We start from the raw sequence: 19,364 nt of genomic DNA, 5'->3' as shown, positions 1-19,364 counted from the left end.
ATGAATCATAACAGCTATCAAATATAGAATACCCATAACAACGTAAAACCCATACTTAGTTTATCATCTCCTTTTTATTTCTATAAGTAACTTTTGCATATTCTAAATTTAACGTTAATTCTAAATTCTCATCATAATCTATTGCATGAAGAATTTTATCAATAACACTTTCATATAAACTATCATCATTTGTATTTAGAAAATGAGTTCTTGCTTCCTTGAGTTCTTTCATATACTCCTCTGTAAGCTTTACATCAAAACATAAATCTTCAAGCACTATTTCAATATCACAATCTTCACATCTATCTTCACATTCTGGACTTCTGTATTTACAATACCTTGGATAATGTTCCTTATCAAGAATCCAATCACACGTTACAGTAAGAGTATCAGGATTACCTTCTAATTTAGCCTTTACAGTTTTGATATAAAATTGATTCTTATCATTAAACATATCAAATCAACCTCCTCGTATAATATGATTATCAAATCACTTAAAACTTCATATCTCAATTGGTACATTAAATTATTAGTACCAATTGATTACTGGAAACTGACCTTGATAACAAAGCTTTTCTTAACACATTCACTTCTTAAAAAATTGAATATTAAAATTGACTGCTACAGTTTAAATTTGCCCTTTATCTCTGGTAAACTAATATCAGAAAAAGTTTAAGCCTGATTTAGTTTATTTGGATATTTTTTGCCACCTCCTGCTGGACGTGCTTTGATATCTGCACGCCACAGCTTGAGAAAGACTGAACCCCAAAGGATTACATGAGTAATGTTTACTCGTTTGCTGTGCACGGTCAGTTTACCACATCTGATTTGAGCATGTCAGATGTGTGCACCCTGTAAACTGCTCCGTAGCTCTAATATCGGCGAGGCTGCATTACATGTAATCCCCAGGGATAAAGGGCAAAACTTTTTTCTAACACCACACACTTTAGAAAGGAGGCCTTTAAATTGCCAAATACTTTAATCGTGGGCATTGATATCAGTAGTCAGTCAAATTCTATCTTCTTCATCGATGATGCCGGAAATCACTTGATTAAAAAACCCTTTTCCTTGCCTAACGATCAAGAAGGTGCTAATGAATTAATCAAAAGAGTCATTGACTGCCTCAGCCAGTATAATCTGTCCTACGTTAAATTCGGCATGGAAGCAACTTCACATTACGGTTGGCATCTGCATTTGTATCTTGCTTCCTCTTCTGAATTACTACCTTACAAACCAACCTTTTACGTGCTCAACCCAAGCATCGTCAAAGGATTTAAAAAGATCTACACTTTCTTGCCTAAAACAGATAACATCGACGCTGTCGTTATTGCTGAATGCGTCAGGTTCAGTAAGCTAAATCCAACACCTTTGCCTGACTTCAAATATGCTGCACTACAACGCCTTACCAGAATGCGCTATCACCTTGTTCATAATCTAACTCGCGAAAAAAACAGAGCTCTCAATCTCATATACCTTAAATTCTCCACTTATTCTCAAGACTGCCCATTTTCTGATATCTTCGGTAAGGCATCTTGCGCTATCATCGAAAACTTCACCCCAGATGATATTGCTTCCATGCCTTTAGAAGATTTAATTAAATTTGTATCTGACAACGGCAACAACAGATTATCAGATGTCAATAAAATCGCTGAAATACTTAAAACCGCTGCTAATCGTTCATACAGATTACATCCTCTGTTGGCTGAGGCAAATGACTTAGCTTTGTCTATGACTCTTGAAAACATTAGATTTATGCAAGAACAACTTAAAAAACTCGACAAAGAAATCTCAAAACTTCTTAAAGCTTTCTCCCAAACCTTGACCACCATCCCTGGCATAGGAGATGTTCTTGCAGCCGGCATCATCGCTGAAATCGGTGATATCAAGCGCTTCAAAAATGAAGCTGCTTTAGCTAAATACTCCGGCCTTGTTTGGACTCAATACCAATCAGGCAATTTCAATGCCCAGGAAACCTCATTGGCTAAGTGTGGTAACCAATACCTGAGATACTATCTTGTTGAGGCTGCTAACTGTGTTAGGGTGCACACAGTCCGTTATAAAGCCTTCTACAACAAGAAGTTCTCAGAGGTTACCAAACATCAGCATAAACGTGCCCTCGTCCTCACCGCAAGACGATTAATTCCTCTGATCTTTGCAATGCTCAGCAAAGGTCAAATATATCAAGAAAGAGGTGATGTTTACAATACTTAGTTAATCCCATTTCTTAATTTAATAATCTTCTCAAAACAAGCTGCCAGTTAAATTTTTCCAGGCTGAGCGGCTCGGTATTCTATTGCCTTTTTTGCCCTAATTATCTAAAAAATTTTTTTAAAAAACCCCCTTGACATTATACCGTTTGTCTTTACTTGAATCAACAATACTCTTAATAGCCTTTATTGCAAATTTTCTATCTGTTTTAAGCATATCTATTACAGAGGATAACTCTAATACTGGCTTTACAAACTTTTCAAATATATGCTGAGGATATTCTTCTTGCAGTACAATGTTGATGTTATTTATCGAAAACTCCACAACATCACCTTTCTTCTTTTCAGAATAATCCATACCAACACAGTCAAGACTGCACATAAATTCAATCTTCAAAGCAGGACCAAATCCAAGTTTAATTACCTCAAATATTATATCTGTTACATCTATCTCATCATTTAGTAACACTTTAACACCAAGCACCTTGATTTTGAACAAATCATATTCAAAATAGGTTGGAAGATTGTATCCTTTACGTTTTAATTCATCTATTACTCTGTTGTAAAAATTAACATGCTTATCATTTGTGTTTAAAATTGTTGTAAAAATTGTGTTTGCAAGTTTGTCATAGATTTCAATTTTGGCAGACTTAATTTTAGGTTTTTGAAGGCTATTTGACTGTGTCATCTTCTAAAGGCTCACCCCCCTCATTGCTTTTTGCAGTTCCATCAATCATCTTATTTCCGTCAATGATTGGCTTTGGATTATTTCAGGCTTTTTGCAGTGCTGTGCCTGTTTACTGCTTTTGTCAATTTACCTTTTTCACTTTGCAGCCTTCAACTGTCAGCATCCCGTGCAAGCAGTTTGTGAAAGAAGATTACATAGTTTTCCATCATTGTTTTCATTATATTAACAATTGGCATTACCACCCTTTGCTTTGTGACTGGATTGAACATCAGGTCATAATAGCCTGGTCCCATAAACAAAACTTCAAATTTATCAAATGTTTGGCTGAATACTTTCTTAAGCTGCTTTTCAGATGTCGCATAGACAACTTCCATTGCCACATTTGGTTCATCTTCAAATATCTTTTTGTAAATGTCAACTTCATTGGGTCCTATTCTTTTTTCCTGTTCGTATGTTAAGCTTTTGCCAATCATCAAAAATGCAACAGGCATTATTACTGCTTTGCCATCAGAACTGTAAATCCCATAATATCCTTCGCCAAGCCACACAACAGGGATACTGTCCATTGACAACTTTGCAAATATCTCATAATCATTCTTCTTTGCCCACAACTTCGCACTTTGTATTAAGCTATGTATAGATTCTGCATATACAACAAATTTAAATTTATCATAGTCTATAAGCGCACTATCAAAGCTTTTCAGCATGTCATCAGTCGGTAATGTCTTTATATTATATTCATTTATCAATTTCTCTTTTGTGTATATCCACCTGTTTTCTCTAACAAGCATGTCTATTATCAAAGATAATTTCATACCTGAAATGCACCCCCTTACTCTTTTTAACATAAATACACATTTGCTTTTAATAGATTTTTACCCGCTAAAAATGCCACAAAATCTATAAAGTCAAAGGATTTTGTAGTTTTACCCTTTCGCATGCCATTGTTGATTAAAAATTTATTTAGTTTTTCCCCTTATTTCCCTTTCCGCTTTTTGTTTTTTTTTGCTTTTTTCTTCTTTTTATCACCTCCGGAGGTTATCTTGTGTATTCAGATTATAGCACCTATTCCTGGCAAAAAAAATTCAAAAAATATGCGATGTTGAAATGTTACTGAAAATAATCTTGCCTTATACTTTCACTCTTCAAGCACAACCAGGCTTAAAATTTAAACTTTTTCTAAAACTGCAGATAAAAACATCCGCAAGGAGCAAACTTGATAACCAAAACATGTGACTTTCCCCCTACAACTCAAAAGACATCACCCTGCAGGCAAACTGTAAAATGTATCCTGAGAAAATATGCAAATAAGCAGTGAAAAGTTTGCATTTTGACTAAAAGTCGTTTCCGTCGATGTCCGGTGCAAAATTTTGCAGTATAATTTGTATTCGGTTTCATTAATATTTTGATTGGCTTTGTCTGCTCTTCTGGTAATCTGCTGGTCGACAGAAAACTCTGACTGGCTTCTTTTAATTGACACTGCTGAGTTTCTTGAGGTTTTCTACAGATGTATCGATAAAAAAACATTGACATAGCTGAATAAAGTTGATATAATAAAATCAAGCTTTTTAACCGTTTTGTAGCCTTCCCTTTGGGGATTGAAACGCGGCGACCCTTGACACCTGCACGCCACGTGGCTATTTTTGTAGCCTTCCCTTTGGGGATTGAAACAAATTAGAATCATCTTGATTTTCAAAGATTGTAAACTTTTGTAGCCTTCCCTTTGGGGATTGAAACAAAGAAAAAAGATTACCCGATACATTTATATTCTCAGTTTGTAGCCTTCCCTTTGGGGATTGAAACACGTGTAGCAGACAACTCTAAAGAATCCAAAACCCACGTTTGTAGCCTTCCCTTTGGGGATTGAAACAGTAATTCTTACAAGAGATAAAGACATTAACGTTCCATGTTTGTAGCCTTCCCTTTGGGGATTGAAACCTAAATAATCAAGCACCTCATACTCAAGAAAATCGCTATTTGTAGCCTTCCCTTTGGGGATTGAAACAAAGAAAAAAGATTACCCGATACATTTATATTCTCAGTTTGTAGCCTTCCCTTTGGGGATTGAAACATTTTTTCATCATAATCGTTATCGAATGCTACATAGTTTGTAGCCTTCCCTTTGGGGATTGAAACTATACCAAAACAGTCTCTGCATATTTTTTGCCGTTTTCGTTTGTAGCCTTCCCTTTGGGGATTGAAACGTTACTAAGGGTGATAGCTTTTGTAATACTCTTCTTATTTTTATTGTAACAATTATAGTTTTGTTTTCTGCCTGATTGCATATCTCTTTTCGATGTGTTACAATTTATTGTTAGAAATAGTTTGTATTATAAAGGTGAATAGTATGATAATTAGAAAAATAGTGAATGGTTACCAACTTGAAAAAATAGTAGAAATCCCTGAATCAGCAAAAAATGTACCTGTTGAAGTGATAGTAAGAATACCTTTTAACAAAAGAAAAAAAAGTAAAAAAAGTGATGATATTATAGACGAACTATCCGGGGTATTTGCTAAATATAAAAATCCAATTTTTATTCCCAGAGAAGAAGAAGAAGCCTGGAAGAACAATGTGAGGGAAATTTATGAAAAAGAACAAGAAGAGAATTCTAAAACTAATTGATGCCAATGTGATTCTTCGTCTTTTACTAAATGATATTGCTGAACTTAATCAAGTTACCAGGGATATTATTAAAAACAATGAAGTTCTAATTTTGAATGAGGTAGTTGCTGAAATTATTTATGTTTTGGAAAAATTATATAAAGTTGAAAGAAAAGAAATTAGCAATACTTTAATAAAATTATTTGCTCATCCAAATATTTTTGTTCAAGATTTAGCAGTAATAACCGGGGCGCTTAAAATTTATGCAGATAAAGGCGTTGATTTTGTTGATGCTGTATTAGTTGCGCAAAGCAAATGCAATGGTTATACAGTGTATACATTTGATAAAAAATTGGAAAAGCTTTTGCAATTAGAGTAAAACACTATTGCTAAGGTGATAAAAAGCTCATGACCTTCCCTTTAAGTTTGAAACTATTTTGAAACTCTGTTTGTAATTTTCTCCTGTCAGGTTTGTAACCTTTTTTCGGAACTCAATAAAAGAGCCAAAGGTACTTTTGAGTTTGTTTGTGAAACCTATAATTTAGAAATTTTTACCTCTTATCTGTATTAGACCTGTTTATTTTACCAATTCAATCAACCTGCTATTATTTAATTATATTTTTGTTTCAGCTCTTTTTATCTTGTTATAAAAATCATCTTTCACTCCTGTGCTTGAGCCATATTTTTTTAATATACAATTTTTTGCTTGTTGATCTCTGCTTTTTTAAAGAAATAAGTCGTTGTTTATACTATTTATTTTTTATTTTTAGAAAGCCTTTAATAACTGAAAATGCGAATAATGCTATCGAAAGGTTTTTGATAAGTTTGTAGACTTTTTCTCTGAAAAGTATCTTTTCACAGCATCACAGTTTATTGCTTCTGTTCATTCATACATATTAAGAATTTTTAAGCAAAACCTGTATGTCAAAAACTTTTTTGCTCTTTATATTTGTGATTATAATGTTAAACTTCCAAACTATTTTTTCCTATCTTCTTTAAGCCTGAACCACAAATACCTGTATCAAAATAATTGTTGCATAAATATGCTACAGAATCATCAATTGTTCAAATATATATTTATTTTGACTAAAAGTCATTTCCGTCGATGTCCGGTGCAAAAATTTTGCAGTATAATTTGTATTCGATTTCATTAAGATTTTGATTGGCTTTGTTTGTGCTACTGGTAAATCGCTGGTCGACGGAAGGCTTTGACTGGCTTATTTTTATTGACACTGCTGTGTTTTTTGAGGTTTTCTACAGATGTATCGATAAAAAAACATTGACATGGTTGCATAAAGTTGATATAATAAAATCAAGCTTTTTAACCAGGTTTGTAGCCTTCCCTTTGGGGATTGAAACTAGTATCGTAATACTTAAAGTATCTTTTGCTTAAAAGGTTTGTAGCCTTCCCTTTGGGGATTGAAACTTATATAATTTACAATTTGGTTTGGATGGTAATAAGGTTTGTAGCCTTCCCTTTGGGGATTGAAACTTCTGCCAATCTTCAAGGTCTTCTTCCTTAAACTCTTGGTTTGTAGCCTTCCCTTTGGGGATTGAAACGCGATAGGGCAAGCAGTTAAAAATGCAATTAGCACAAGGGTTTGTAGCCTTCCCTTTGGGGATTGAAATTCCAGCGAGTGGTGTTTTGGATGGGGATAAGTTGAAAGGTTTGTAGCCTTCCCTTTGGGGATTGAAACCTTGTAAATGTTTTGCGATTATAAGCAAGCGATTCAAGGGTTTGTAGCCTTCCCTTTGGGGATTGAAACTCAAACACAACTTTCACCATTGGATCATAACTTAAAATGTTTGTAGCCTCCCCTTTGGGGATTGAAACTGCCAAACCCACCACATTTCCACTTCGTCGTCATACGTTTGTAGCCTTCCCTTTGGGGATTGAAAAAGGTTGCTGCCACAGCCAAAAGGCTGTGGTTTTGTTTTTGCCAGAGTGGTATAATTAATAGTGTAAAGTCAAAACTGAAAACTTTTTGTATAACATAAGTTTGTAATAAAAAAGGAGAAAACCATATGCAAAATAGCCTTCCTCCACATGAACATGATTCAACCTTTAAGTTTTTGTTTGAAAACCCCAGAGATATACTTTTTCTTATCAAAGATGTTATAGGCTACAGCTGGGCAAAAGACATCCAGGAAGATTCAATTGAGCTTGCGGACAAAGAGCTTGTTGGTGAAGATTTTCTTCAAAGAAGAGCAGATGTTGTAGCAAAAGCAAAGCTGAAAGACAGGGAAGTATACTTTTACATTATCATTGAGAACCAGTCAACAGTTGCAAAAGACATGCCAGAAAGACTTCTGCGATACATGATACTACTGTGGGCAAAGAAGATAAGAGAAGGAGCAGAGAAGCTTCCTGCGATTATTCCTATTGTGACATACAACGGGCTTGAAAAAGAATGGGATGTGGAACAGGAGATAATCAGCGAATTTGATGTTTTCAAAAATGATATATTCAGGTATGCACTTGTAAACATCTCAAAGTTAGATGCGAAAGCTTTCTTGTGTGAAGAGGACGATGTGTTGAGCCCAGTGGTGTTTTACTTGGAGCAGGTAAGGGATGATACACAGGAGCTTGCAAGAAGGCTAAAAGAAGTGGAAGCGCAGCTGAGAAAATTTAGCAGCTCAAATATAGAAAGATTTTTGATATGGGCGGGCAATGTAATAAGACCAAGGCTTACAAAGGAAGACAAAGAAGAGTTTGACAGGCTGGTAGAGAGAGTAAAACAAGGAGGTGCAGGCAAGATGGGTGAGTTTGTGTCAAACATCTCAAGGCTTCTTGATGAAGTGCAAATGAAAAAATTCAATGAAGGAAAATTAGAAGGAAAAATTGAAGGGAAAGAGGAAGTAGCAAAGAAGCTAATAAAGAAAGGATTTAGCGATGAAGATATTGCAGAGCTTACAGAGCTTGATATAGAAAGAATAAGAAAGCTTAGAAAAGAGCTGATAAATTAAAAAGCAAAGCACTATCAAAAGATTAAGTTTTTAAACAGGCAGGGCTATAGGCTCTGTCTGTTTGTTTTTTTAATTTTAAAAACAAATTTAAGTTTTGTAGCCAATATTATTTTAGAAGAACTTTTCGAAAAATTTTCTATACAGGCTTCTTTTCACTTTTTAACCTCTTGCTTATTTAAAATTTGAGCCATTTGCACTTTTAGATGCAGTCTCATGAACTTTTTTATGAGAAAATATACAAAGAAAGAATAGATAATTTGCATTTTGACCAAAAGTCGTTTCTGTCGATGTCACATGCAAAAATTTTTGAACTTGTATTGCATTCGGTTTCAATTAGAGCTTGCAAGGTTAAATTTGCATCTCTGGTAATTTGCTGGTTGACATAAGTAAAAAAAAAGAGATGACTTTATAGACGAACTATCCGGAGTATTTGCTAAATATAAAAATCCAATTTTTATTCCCAGAGAAGAAGAAGCCTGGAAGAACAATGTGAGGGAAATTTATGAAAAAGAACAAGAAAAGAATTCTAAAACTAATTGATGCTAACGTGATTCTTTGTCTTTTACTTAAATGATATCGCTGAACTTAATCAAGTTGCCAGGGATATTATTGAAAACAATGAAGTTCTAATTTTGAATGAGGTAGTTGCTGAAATTGTCTTTGCACAGGAAAAATCATATAAACTTGGTGTGAAAGAGAAACGCTCAGGTGTTAGGAGTGAGTGAGAAAACGATTTGCAGGATTATAAAAAACGGCAGGCTAAAAGCTGTTAAAGGTCCCTCACCGTATGACCAGCAGTATTATCTACCTCGAAATGAGATAGACAAAGCCTTGCAGATTTAGGTTCAGGATAAGAAAAAAGGAAGCTAAAAGAAAAATTAATAAGAAGACAGAAAGAGCTTTACAAAAAGAAAAGCCAGAAGCTAAATGATCGAAGAGATGAGCAAAACCAAAGTTTTGCAGAAAATATGATCATGCTTGTGTTTTGTAGTTGTCTATTCCCAATTTTTCCTTCAATGCCTCTTGGAGAACTTGTGAAAAGTTTATATTGTTCTTTTCTGCTAAAATATTAAGCCACTGAGGAATTGTTAATGTCTTTTTTACAGCCTTATTGTCCATTTCATGCCTGACAAGTGGCATCCAAATTTCAATTAGCATTGGTATTTGATTATTCTCAAGCTTTAACTTGTTTACTGGTGTTGGTTCAGGAATAGGCTCATCGTCCTTTTCCATGCTCCAAAGATAAAGTCCTAATACTTCTTTTGCGTTTTTTACTGCTTCATCTAAGGTATCAGCACATGAAATACAACCGGGCAGATCAGGAAATTCAATTGTTATTCCATCCTTATTAAAAGTAAAAATAGCAGGAAATACATAGCTTTCTTTTTTCATTTTTTCCACTCCTTAAATATCTTCTATTTCAATTCCAGCCTGAATAAAAATACTTTTAATTGTTCTCTTGGGTAGATTTTTCTTGGGATGAGGAACAGTTACTTTTCCTTTTTTTATAGGATGTTTAAATTGGTAGAGATCACCTCTGACTGCCTCTAAATACCATCCGTCGGCCATCAATATTTTTATAATCTCTCGCGAGGAATAAGCTTTCATTCAACTCATCCTTTTTATAACATCTTAGCACGTATTTTAATACGTGTCAATATTCTAATTGATCTGTTAAGATATAATTGTTTTTATTTCTATCTTAGCATAAATTAAATAAAGGTAGAAGTTATCAGACTTTCATTTTTCTGCTGGAAGTTTTAAAAAAGAACTACAAGTAAAATGTGTAAGTCTGCGCCATACATTTCAAGACTTTTTTAGACTCAGTCATATAAACATTTTCTGAGAAAATATACAAAGAAAGAATAGATAATTTGCATTTTGACCAAAAGTCATATCTGTCGATGTCAGGTGCAAAAATTTTGGAGCTTTATTTGTATTCGATTTCATTATGATTTTGATTGGCTTTGTTTGTGCTACTGGTAAATCGCTGGTCGACGGAAGGCTTTGACTGGCTTATTTTTATTTATACTGCTGAGCTTATTGGTATTTTCAACATATGTATCGATAAAAAAACATTGACATGGTTGCATAAAGTTGATATAATAAAATCAAGCTTTTTAACCGTTTGTAGCCTCCCCTTTGGGGATTGAAACGTCGTGGTACCTTAAAAAAACAGTGTATGCAATAATTTTGTAGCCTCCCCTTTGGGGATTGAAACGATATGGGATCAATGTTTTCCCTACTCGTTCTCCATAGTTTGTAGCCTCCCCTTTGGGGATTGAAACTTACAAGCAGTCCAGCAAACCTTAACAAAAATTAAGGTTTGTAGCCTCCCCTTTGGGGATTGAAACACTCCACCGCCTCTACAATGAAATACCTTTTAATTCTTGTTTGTAGCCTCCCCTTTGGGGATTGAAACGCCTATGATGTCTATCGCTGTTAATCCGTTAATATGGTTTGTAGCCTTCCCTTTGGGGATTGAAACTCTTTAAATACAACGCTTATAACACAGTTCGGGAAGTTTGTAGCCTCCCCTTTGGGGATTGAAACTGATTTACATCTGTCATCCAGCCTCTTCCTGCGTAGTTTGTAGCCTCCCCTTTGGGGATTGAAACCGTGAGGCATCCAATGTGCCCCATTTTCCGTCATCTTCGTTTGTAGCCTCCCCTTTGGGGATTGAGCTACTTTTTTTATTTTGCCCCTCTTTTTTTGCCTTTTCAGAACTTCGCATAAAATTTGACCTTTCTTTTATTTTTCAAACAGATAAAATTGATATTGTAAAATTTAAAACTCTGGCAATCGAAAGAAGGCTTAAAAAACGTGGAAAATTTTTTTGATGTCAAAGGTTCAACCATTCAGGCGTATATTGTATGCAAAAGGCAGGCATGGCTTCTGTCACGAAACATCAGCCCTGCCGGTGACAACCCTTTTCTGGAGATAGGCAAGTTAATATCGCAGGAGTATTATAAGCATGACAAAAAAGAGGTGTTCTTTGACGGTGTTGTTCTGGACCTGATCCGCAACGAGAATGAGGTTTTGCTGGTTGGAGAAATAAAAAAGTCTTCAAAGTCAAAAAATGCTGCAATGACACAGCTCAAATTTTACCTCTACAAGCTTTTCAAAAGCAACATAAATGCCCGTGGAAAGCTTTTGATACCAGAAGAGAAGAAGACTTTTGATGTTGTGCTCTCGTTTGATGACATAAGAGATATTGAAAATCTCATTGAAGAGATTTCGCAATTTCTTTCAAGATCTTTACCACCCGAGCCACAGAAAATAAAAGCTTGTTCAAAATGCTCATACAAGGAGTTTTGCTGGGCATGAAAAAACCTGTTTATATCTTTTCAGATGGCGTTTTGAAAAGAAAAAACAACACCCTGTTTTTTGAAAGTGAAGGTGTGCAAAAGTTCATACCTGTTGAAAACACATCTGAGATTTACATCTTCGGTGAGGTTGATTTGAACAAAAGGTTTTTGGAATTTTTGACCCAGAGCGAAATAATAATGCATTTTTTCAACAGGTTTGGCTACTACGTTGGAAGCTTTTACCCGCGTGAGTATTTAAACTCCGGCTATATGATATTAAAACAAGCTGAACACTATCTTGATTTGCAAAAAAGACTTGCTCTGGCAAAAGCATTTGTAAAAGGCGCTTACAAAAACATGAAACAGGTTTTAAAATACTACCAGAGCCGGGGAATTGACTCACTTGACCGCTACATCCAGCAAATGGACAATCAATTTGAAAACATCCCTGACATTGATAGTATTGCAACTTTAATGGCAATCGAAGGAAATATCAGGCAAACATACTATGGCAGCTTTGACCTTATCATAGACGACGATAATTTCAGGTTTGAAAAGAGAACAAAGCGTCCACCCAAAAATGCCATAAATACTCTCATCAGCTTTGGAAACTCTATGATGTATACAATTGTGCTTTCAGAGATATACAGAACTCATCTTGATCCGCGGATTGGATACCTGCATTCAACCAACTTCAGAAGGTTTACACTCAACCTGGATGTTGCCGAGATATTCAAGCCAGTAATAATCGACAGGCTCATCTTTTCGATAATATCAAAGAACATACTAAAGCCTGAACATTTTGAAGAAGATTTCGAAGGAATGCTTTTGAAAGATGATGCAAAAAAACTGTTTATAAACGAGCTTGAGCAAAGGCTGTCAACCACAATAACTGTTAAAAATATTGGCAGCCATGTTTCATACAGACAGCTCATAAGAATTGAGCTCTACAAAATTGAAAAGCATATTATGGGCGAAAAAGAATATGAACCCTATGTAACTCAATGGTAACTGAGGTGAAGGAGATTTGTACACAATCCTTGTGTATGATGTCAACCAAAAGCGTGTTGCAAAAGCATTAAAGGTGTGCCGGAAATACCTCAACTGGGTTCAAAACTCTGTGTTTGAAGGAGAAATCTCAGAAGCAAAGCTAAAAAAGCTAAAACTTGAACTTAAGCAAAAGCTCAATCTCGAAGAAGACTCTGTGATAATTTACAACTTTCAAACAAGATTGTATTCAAGTCGTGAAATTCTTGGTGTAGAGAAAAACAATTTAGATAGATTTATATAATGAACTATTATTTATGGTTGAACTTCTAAATCAAATGTGATAATCTAAATTTTAGCAAAATTAAAGAGGTGCTTTTAAAAATGATTGAGGCTGTTGCTGAGCTTGGAAAATTTGTTGTTGAGGGAAAGTCAAAGACATCATCCAAAACTTGTGACGATAACTTTACAAACACCATTTCATCTTTTTTAACACCTGTAGAAAGCGACAGGGTACTTTTGATTTGCCTTGAACAAAAGCATTTGGTGTTTGAATACTGTGGTGTTGAACCTCAAAATCCCCTTGAATCAAAAGCTCAGTTTTATCTCTTTAGTGAGGGAGCAAAGGGTGGTGGCACAAATCTTTCGCCTGCGTGCATCTTGCCCAAGCCCAAAACAAAAAGAGACATGACACCAGAAGAGATAAAACAAGCTATAAGAGAAAATGTTGAAAATGTGTTTGAAAAAAAAGTGGAAAACTGGTTTTCAAATAAAGCGCTGCCTCTTGCAAAAAAGCTTTCAAAGCAGGGTGATATATCAGATAAAGATGCACTTTTTATTCAGAGTATATCCCGGGCTATTGAGAATAACAGAGAAAAGATAATCAACCATGTCACTGAGCACATCTTCTCAGAATTTGAAAAACTAAAAAGCAATATTCTTTTGACATTTTCATTTGACGGCAAATACATTGGTGAATACGAAATATTCAAAAGATTTTTACTGGAACTTGTAAAAGAAAAAGCCGGGAAGTCAAGCTCACAGAACAAAACCTGCAGCATTTGCAAGCAGAAAAGAGAAAATGTGTCTGGCACAGTCAATGTTTTCAAATTCTATACAATCGACAAGCCCGGGTTCATAAAAGGTGGATTTTCTCCTCAAAACGCATGGAAGAACTTCCCTGTATGCTCAAGCTGTCAGCAAAACCTTCTTGAGGGCAGAAAATATCTAGAAAAAAATCTTAAATTTAATTTTTACAACTATGGTCAAAACAAAATAACATATCTTCTTGTCCCCAAACCTTTATTCGGAAGAAAAGAAGCTTACGAAGAGCTACTTGATATTTTAACAAAAACCCAGAAGGAAATTGACTCAGGCAAAAAATTAGAAAGACTTACCAATGATGAGAAAGAAATTCTGGAGATTTTAAGTGAGCAGGAAGACTTTATCTCTGTTACATTCCTGTTCATGGTCCCACAGCAGGGTGCAGAGAGAATTGTTCTGATGATTGAAGATGTTTTCCCATCGCACCTGAAAAAAATATTTAATGCCAAAAGGCAGACAGAAAAAAAGCACAGAAAGCTTTCTGGTGAAGATGAGACATTTACATTTGATAAGATCAGATACTTTTTCTCAAAAAGCAACAGGCTGAAAAAAGGAACTGACCTTGACAGCTATTTTCTTGAGATAACCGAGAGCATCTTCAAGAAAAAGCCCATAGACTTTCACTTTTTGCTTCATCATTTTTGCAGAAAATTGCAGGACAGCTTTGCAACAGACAATTTCTCTGAACTTTACAGGTCCTGCAACTATGCAATGCAGGTTTTGGAGTTTTTGAATAACCTTGAAATTTTAAAGCTAAAAGGAGATGAGTGTGGTATGTCTGTTGGAACGCCGTTTGATGAAATCTTAAATGAATTCCCTGTTGCCTCTGAAAAAAGTGCTGTGAAAGGAATTATACTCACAGGTGCGCTCTGTGACATGCTTTTGAGAATCCAGGCGGCAGGGCTCAATAAAGCTCCGGGCAAAATGCCTCCATTTGCCAAAAATTTAAAAGGGCTGAGGCTAAAACAATCTGACATAATAGCTTTGCTGCCAAAGATTCAAAACAAGCTTATGGAATACTCGGCTTTTGGCAAGGCAAAAAAACTTGTGGCTGCCACAGCCTCAGAACTTTTGCTAAGAGCACCTGAAGACTGGAAACTGTCTTCGGATGAGGTGAGCTTTTACTTTGCCTGCGGGATGAATCTTGGGCAGAAAATCAAAGAGCTTGCAAAGAAGCTGACAAACGATTCTGAAGAGCAAGAAACTGAAGAGTAAAACACTTTTGGTTTATAAGTTAAAACAATTAAAAGGGGGAATCTGTGTATGGGAAATTTGGATAACATTATTAAAAACAGGTCTGAGATTTTGTTCATTTACGATGTTACAGATGCAAATCCAAACGGCGATCCGCTTGATGAGAACAAGCCACGAATTGACCCTGAAACAGACACATGCATAGTGACAGATGTGCGCCTTAAAAGAACATGCAGAGATTACCTTGCAGAGTATAAAAACCTGCCTGTGTTCATCTTAAGAGAAATTACACAGGATGGAAAGCTTATGACAAAAGCTGAAAAATGGGAAAAGCACAACCTTGATGAAGAAAAACTGAAAGAATTCATTGACATAAGGCTCTTTGGCGGCACAATTACACTGAAAAGCAAGGATAAGAAGAAAAAAGGCAGCTCAGAAGAAGACGGTTCAGAAAATACAGGTGCTATCACCTTCACCGGTCCTGTTCAGTTCAAGTTCGGAAGGTCTTTGCATAAAGTTGAGTACATGCTCCTGAAAGGCACAACAGTCATGCCATCAGGCGAAGGGAAGGACCAGGGAACATTCACAGAATGCTATATTCTGCCATACGCACTGATTGCCTTTTATGGAGTTATAAACGAAAATGCAGCCCTGTGCCAGAACATTCCTTTAACCGAAGAGGATGTTCAGCTTCTTTTGGAATCTCTCTGGTGCGGAACAAAAAATCTGATTTCACGTTCAAAGTTTGGTCAGATGCCAAGGCTTCTTTTAAGGGTTGAATACAACCAGAGCAGCTTTTACATCGGGGAGCTTGACAGGCTTGTAAAGCTCATTTCCCAAAAGTCCGACGTTGCTATACGCTCACCTGAGGATTATCAGCTTGACATAACAAAGCTTGTTGAAAAGTTAAAAAAGTATCAGGACAGAATTCAGAAGCTTGAGGTTGCCTTTGATGACTCAATCAGCTTTATATGTGAAGGTGTTCCTTTGGATATTAGCAGAGCTTTTTCCTTCCTGGGTGATAGGTTAAAAATCATTCAGTTTGAGTGACAAAGTTTTTAAGGTGATGCAATATGAAAGTAGCTGTGTTTGATATCAAAGCCGACTTTGGTTTTTTTGGAAAGTTCTACTCAACATCATCCCCAATAACATACCCCTTCCCGCCATTCCCAACCATTCAGGGAATGGTGGGAGCTATTCTGGGGCTTGATAAAAAGGAATACCTTGAAGCTTTAGAGCATGGCAAGTTTGCTGCTGGGATTAGAATTTTAAACCCTGTGAAAAAAATCAGGATGGGAATAAACCACATAGACACAAAATACAATAGATGGCAGCCAATAAAAACAAAGGATCGTCAGCCTCGAACACAGATGAGGTTTGAGCTTTTAAAAGATCCTTGCTTCAGAATATATGTGACATTTGAGCAGCAAGGCATGTTCTCAAAACTTGTGGACTTTTTGCAGCAGCATAAAAGCTTTTTTACACTCTCAATGGGACTTTCTGAATTTATCGCAGACTTTGAATTTACAGGCGTATATGAAGCTTTCGAAAAGCACATGCCAGCTGATTATGTAAACATTTGCACACCCATTTCGCCAAAAAACCTGCAAGAAACTGATGCACCAATAAAGATTGAAGAGGGAAAAAGTTACTTTAAAGAAAGAATGCCCCTTATCATGAACAGTTCAAGAGAGGTTATAGAGTATGAAGATTTTATATTTGAGCCAAGCGGGAAAGAAATACTTGCAAAACCCCTGAAGTTCCTGGAGGTTGAAAATGGAGAAAACATTGTTCTTTTTTGAAAAGCCATCCGGGCTTTATTCTCACCCCGCAAAAGACAAAACTCAAATGGGTGCAAAGCTTCTGGAAGAACACCTTGTAAACACAAGCTTTTTGGCTCAGAAATTTGCCTCTGAAAAGAATTTGCCTCTTTGCACAACAGACTTTCTTGTGCAGATTTCAAAATTCACAGCCTTGCTGCATGACATCGGCAAGGCAACTTCTTTTTTTCAGAGCTATCTTTTTGATAAGAAAAAATCCAAATCCAGACTATCAAGGCACTCTCTTCTGTCTGCAATTTGTGTATGGGGAGTGCTATCAAGGCTCATAAGGGAAGGAAAAATCAGAGAAGATAAAGGGTTTGAAAACTATTCTGCAATCCTTGCATTTTTTGCCGTTTTAAAGCATCATGGTGATTTAGAAGCAGCCTATGATATGGCATTTATCGGTGAAGATGACATTGACCTGTGTTATGAACAGATAGAACACATTGATAAAAGCAGGTTTGATGTGCTTGTTTCCAACCTTTCCACTTTTGCAGAAGAAGTTGAATTTTTAAATGTTGCAATGCTCAGAGAATTCATAGACAAAGCAAAAGATTCTATTAACTGTTTCAGAAGGGCATTCAGGAAGCTAAATGACTCTGATATGAAATTTTTCTTTTTCTTGAACCTGCTATTCTCCATTTTGATAGATGCTGACAAAACAGAAGCAATCTTTGGCACATGTGTTGATATTCCCAAGCTGAATATCTCTCATCTTGATGTTGACAGATTCAGAAAAAGCATTTTTAAAAAAGAAAACTTTGAAAATTCAATAAAAGCATTAAGAGACAGGGCTTTTGAAGAAGCTCTATCAACCGATATTTACCCAGAAAAGCGAATTTACACACTTTGCCTTCCAACAGGGCTTGGTAAAACCATAATTTCCTTTGCATTTGCACTCAAAATCAAAAACCTTGCTCAAGAAAAGTTTAAAACAGATTTTAGAATAATTTATTCTCTGCCTTTTCTGTCTATTATTGAGCAAAATTACAATGTACTATTGCAGATTCTGAGCTTTCTGAATATTGCCACATCCTCAGATACAATCTTGAAGCATCATCATTTGAGCGAGGTTGAATACAAAACTAAACAGTTCAGAAAAAGCGAAAAAGAAGAACAAACCAATGATGAGGAGGCATTTAACACAGACATTGCAAAGCTTTTAATAGAGGGATGGAACTCAAATATAATTGTCACAACGTTTGTGCAGTTTTTGGAAAGTATACTTACAAATAGAAATTTAAACCTCAGAAAATTTCACCGCATTGCTAACTCTGTGATAATACTTGATGAGGTGCAGGCTATAAGCTCAGAATACTGGTTTTTGTGCAGAAATCTTTTACAGAAAATGTGCTGCCATCTTAACTGCTACATAATTCTTTCAACCGCCACCATGCCATTTATTGTTGAAAAGGAAAAAGCGGTTGAGATTGTAAAGAAAGAGTATTATTTTGGCAAAACGTGTAGAACAGATCTTTTTTTTGATAAAAACTTTTCAGACTTGAGGATTGAAGAGTTTGCCGAAAAATTCACCTTTGAAGAGGACAAAACCTATCTTTTTGTGCTGAATACAGTTGAAAGCGCAAAAATGTTATATGAACTCATTTTGCAAAAATACCCCTATTTAGAAGAAAAAATAACCATCCTTACAACTCATATAATACCAAAAGAGAGGTTAAAAAGGATTGAGGCTATTAAAAATAAAAACTACAAAATAGTCATCTCAACCCAGCTGGTGGAAGCCGGGGTTGATATTGACTTCGATAATGTTATAAGAGACATAGCACCTCTTGACTCAATCATCCAGGCAGCAGGACGGGCAAACAGAGAAGGCAAAAAAGGAAAAAGCAAGGTTACAGTTGTTAAGCTTGTTTCTGAAAAAGGAAGACTTTTTGCAACAGAGGTTTATGACAGCATTTTGATTGATGTTACAAAAAACATCTTAGAACAATACAACAGAAAAATAAGCGAAAGTGAATTTGCAAACCTGGTTGAAGAATACTACAAACAGCTTGCAAAACGTGGCGTTTTTGAGACAAGCAGCCATGAAAGAGGGACTTCACAGAAATTCATTGAGGCCATCTGCCAGCTTTTTTACACATCGCCTGACTCAGAACAAGTTGCAATTGGAAGCTTCAGACTAATCAAAGATGAGCCATACAAAGTGGATGTGTTTGTTGAAGCAGATGAGGAAGCAAAAATCATCTGGCAGAGATTTGTTGAAATTTGCAATATTAAAGACATTTTTGAAAGAAAAAAGAGGTTTTTGGAGATTCGCAAAAACTTTTATGACTATGTCATCTCTGTCCCCAAAAAAGACAACATCCCTGTTAATTTCGAAAATATGATATTATATGTGCCAAATTCTCAGCTGCACGACTTTTATGATATCAAGACAGGTTTCAAAACAAAGGGAGAAAGCTATTATAGTTTTTGATGCTTTTTAGCTTTCTCCCCTTAATTTTATTTAAATCTGGTTTCTTC

18 protein-coding genes and 3 CRISPR repeat arrays are annotated in these 19,364 nt (G+C 35.7%); of the genes, 13 read left to right on the top strand and 5 right to left on the bottom strand.

Annotation, left to right across the window (positions count from 1 at the left end):
• Positions 1-55 precede the first annotated feature (55 nt).
• A complete protein-coding gene (locus OTK00_RS00270) occupies positions 56-454 on the bottom strand; it encodes a hypothetical protein (protein WP_045168578.1) in 399 nt (132 codons plus the stop codon).
• 512 nt (positions 455-966) lie between these two features.
• On the opposite strand from OTK00_RS00270, the gene OTK00_RS00265 reads away from it, so the two are divergent.
• Positions 967-2,211: an IS110 family RNA-guided transposase gene (locus OTK00_RS00265; protein WP_045168518.1), complete on the top strand. Its 1,245-nt coding sequence runs from the start codon at positions 967-969 to the stop codon at positions 2,209-2,211.
• 117 nt (positions 2,212-2,328) lie between these two features.
• Here the strand turns inward: OTK00_RS00265 and OTK00_RS00260 are convergent, their stop codons facing one another.
• The gene (locus tag OTK00_RS00260) at positions 2,329-2,895 is read right to left on the bottom strand and encodes a hypothetical protein (RefSeq protein WP_045168579.1); all 567 of its coding nucleotides are present in this window, start codon (positions 2,893-2,895) and stop codon (positions 2,329-2,331) included.
• Between the two features lie 149 nt (positions 2,896-3,044).
• Positions 3,045-3,710, bottom strand: coding sequence for a hypothetical protein (locus OTK00_RS00255; protein ID WP_052670784.1), 666 nt, complete (start codon positions 3,708-3,710; stop codon positions 3,045-3,047).
• Positions 3,711-4,304: 594 nt separating this feature from the next.
• Between OTK00_RS00255 and OTK00_RS00250 the strand changes: the two genes are divergently transcribed.
• The 5 genes from OTK00_RS00250 (at position 4,305) to OTK00_RS00230 (ending at position 9,307) form a co-directional block, all read left to right on the top strand.
• Positions 4,305-4,430: a hypothetical protein gene (locus OTK00_RS00250; protein ID WP_268760797.1), complete on the top strand. Its 126-nt coding sequence runs from the start codon at positions 4,305-4,307 to the stop codon at positions 4,428-4,430.
• Between the two features lie 40 nt (positions 4,431-4,470).
• Positions 4,471-5,099: direct repeats of the CRISPR family, unit length 30 nt; unit sequence GTTTGTAGCCTTCCCTTTGGGGATTGAAAC.
• Between the two features lie 143 nt (positions 5,100-5,242).
• Positions 5,243-5,518 carry a hypothetical protein gene (locus OTK00_RS00245; RefSeq protein ID WP_045168583.1) on the top strand — a complete coding sequence of 92 codons (276 nt, stop codon included), beginning with the start codon at positions 5,243-5,245 and terminating at the stop codon, positions 5,516-5,518.
• A complete protein-coding gene (locus OTK00_RS00240) occupies positions 5,481-5,876 on the top strand; it encodes a PIN domain-containing protein (RefSeq protein ID WP_045168584.1) in 396 nt (131 codons plus the stop codon). Before OTK00_RS00245 ends, OTK00_RS00240 begins: the two co-directional genes overlap by 38 nt.
• 949 nt (positions 5,877-6,825) lie before the next feature.
• Positions 6,826-7,397: direct repeats of the CRISPR family, unit length 31 nt; unit sequence GGTTTGTAGCCTTCCCTTTGGGGATTGAAAC.
• Positions 7,398-7,522: 125 nt separating this feature from the next.
• Positions 7,523-8,464 carry an Rpn family recombination-promoting nuclease/putative transposase gene (locus OTK00_RS00235; RefSeq protein ID WP_045168585.1) on the top strand — a complete coding sequence of 314 codons (942 nt, stop codon included), beginning with the start codon at positions 7,523-7,525 and terminating at the stop codon, positions 8,462-8,464.
• Between the two features lie 717 nt (positions 8,465-9,181).
• On the top strand, positions 9,182-9,307 hold the full coding sequence (locus OTK00_RS00230; protein WP_241765424.1) for a hypothetical protein: 126 nt from the start codon (positions 9,182-9,184) through the stop codon (positions 9,305-9,307).
• A gap of 129 nt (positions 9,308-9,436) precedes the next feature.
• Here the strand turns inward: OTK00_RS00230 and OTK00_RS00225 are convergent, their stop codons facing one another.
• Positions 9,437-9,856 (bottom strand): type II toxin-antitoxin system HicB family antitoxin, encoded by a 420-nt coding sequence (locus OTK00_RS00225; protein WP_045168586.1) that lies wholly within the window; start codon positions 9,854-9,856, stop codon positions 9,437-9,439.
• Positions 9,857-9,868: 12 nt separating this feature from the next.
• A complete protein-coding gene (locus tag OTK00_RS00220) occupies positions 9,869-10,072 on the bottom strand; it encodes a type II toxin-antitoxin system HicA family toxin (RefSeq protein ID WP_045168587.1) in 204 nt (67 codons plus the stop codon).
• 518 nt (positions 10,073-10,590) lie between these two features.
• Positions 10,591-11,150: direct repeats of the CRISPR family, unit length 30 nt; unit sequence GTTTGTAGCCTCCCCTTTGGGGATTGAAAC.
• A 137-nt stretch (positions 11,151-11,287) separates the two neighbouring features.
• Between OTK00_RS00220 and cas4 the strand changes: the two genes are divergently transcribed.
• The 7 genes from cas4 (at position 11,288) to OTK00_RS00185 (ending at position 19,317) form a co-directional block, all read left to right on the top strand.
• A complete protein-coding gene (gene cas4 / locus OTK00_RS00215; RefSeq protein WP_045168588.1) occupies positions 11,288-11,791 on the top strand; it encodes a CRISPR-associated protein Cas4 in 504 nt (167 codons plus the stop codon).
• Positions 11,788-12,783 (top strand): type I-B CRISPR-associated endonuclease Cas1b, encoded by a 996-nt coding sequence (cas1b, locus tag OTK00_RS00210; RefSeq protein ID WP_045168589.1) that lies wholly within the window; start codon positions 11,788-11,790, stop codon positions 12,781-12,783. Before cas4 ends, cas1b begins: the two co-directional genes overlap by 4 nt.
• A gap of 16 nt (positions 12,784-12,799) precedes the next feature.
• Positions 12,800-13,063, top strand: a complete 264-nt coding sequence (gene cas2, locus OTK00_RS00205) for a CRISPR-associated endonuclease Cas2 (RefSeq protein ID WP_045168590.1) — start codon at positions 12,800-12,802, stop codon at positions 13,061-13,063.
• An 80-nt stretch (positions 13,064-13,143) separates the two neighbouring features.
• Positions 13,144-15,078, top strand: coding sequence for a TIGR02556 family CRISPR-associated protein (locus OTK00_RS00200; RefSeq protein WP_045168591.1), 1,935 nt, complete (start codon positions 13,144-13,146; stop codon positions 15,076-15,078).
• 48 nt (positions 15,079-15,126) lie between these two features.
• Positions 15,127-16,107: a type I-B CRISPR-associated protein Cas7/Csh2 gene (cas7b, locus tag OTK00_RS00195; protein ID WP_082054582.1), complete on the top strand. Its 981-nt coding sequence runs from the start codon at positions 15,127-15,129 to the stop codon at positions 16,105-16,107.
• Between the two features lie 23 nt (positions 16,108-16,130).
• A complete protein-coding gene (gene cas5b, locus OTK00_RS00190) occupies positions 16,131-16,859 on the top strand; it encodes a type I-B CRISPR-associated protein Cas5b (RefSeq protein ID WP_045168592.1) in 729 nt (242 codons plus the stop codon).
• Positions 16,834-19,317 carry a CRISPR-associated helicase/endonuclease Cas3 gene (locus OTK00_RS00185; RefSeq protein ID WP_045168593.1) on the top strand — a complete coding sequence of 828 codons (2,484 nt, stop codon included), beginning with the start codon at positions 16,834-16,836 and terminating at the stop codon, positions 19,315-19,317. The genes cas5b and OTK00_RS00185 overlap by 26 nt, the downstream gene beginning before the upstream one ends.
• Positions 19,318-19,364: the final 47 nt, after the last annotated feature.

The sequence above is a fragment of the Caldicellulosiruptor morganii genome, assembly GCF_026810225.1.
In the GTDB taxonomy this organism is placed as follows: Bacteria; Bacillota; Thermoanaerobacteria; order Caldicellulosiruptorales; family Caldicellulosiruptoraceae; genus Caldicellulosiruptor; species Caldicellulosiruptor morganii.
Note: the sequence above shows the minus strand (reverse complement) of the source record. Positions and strands in the feature narration are given on the sequence as shown.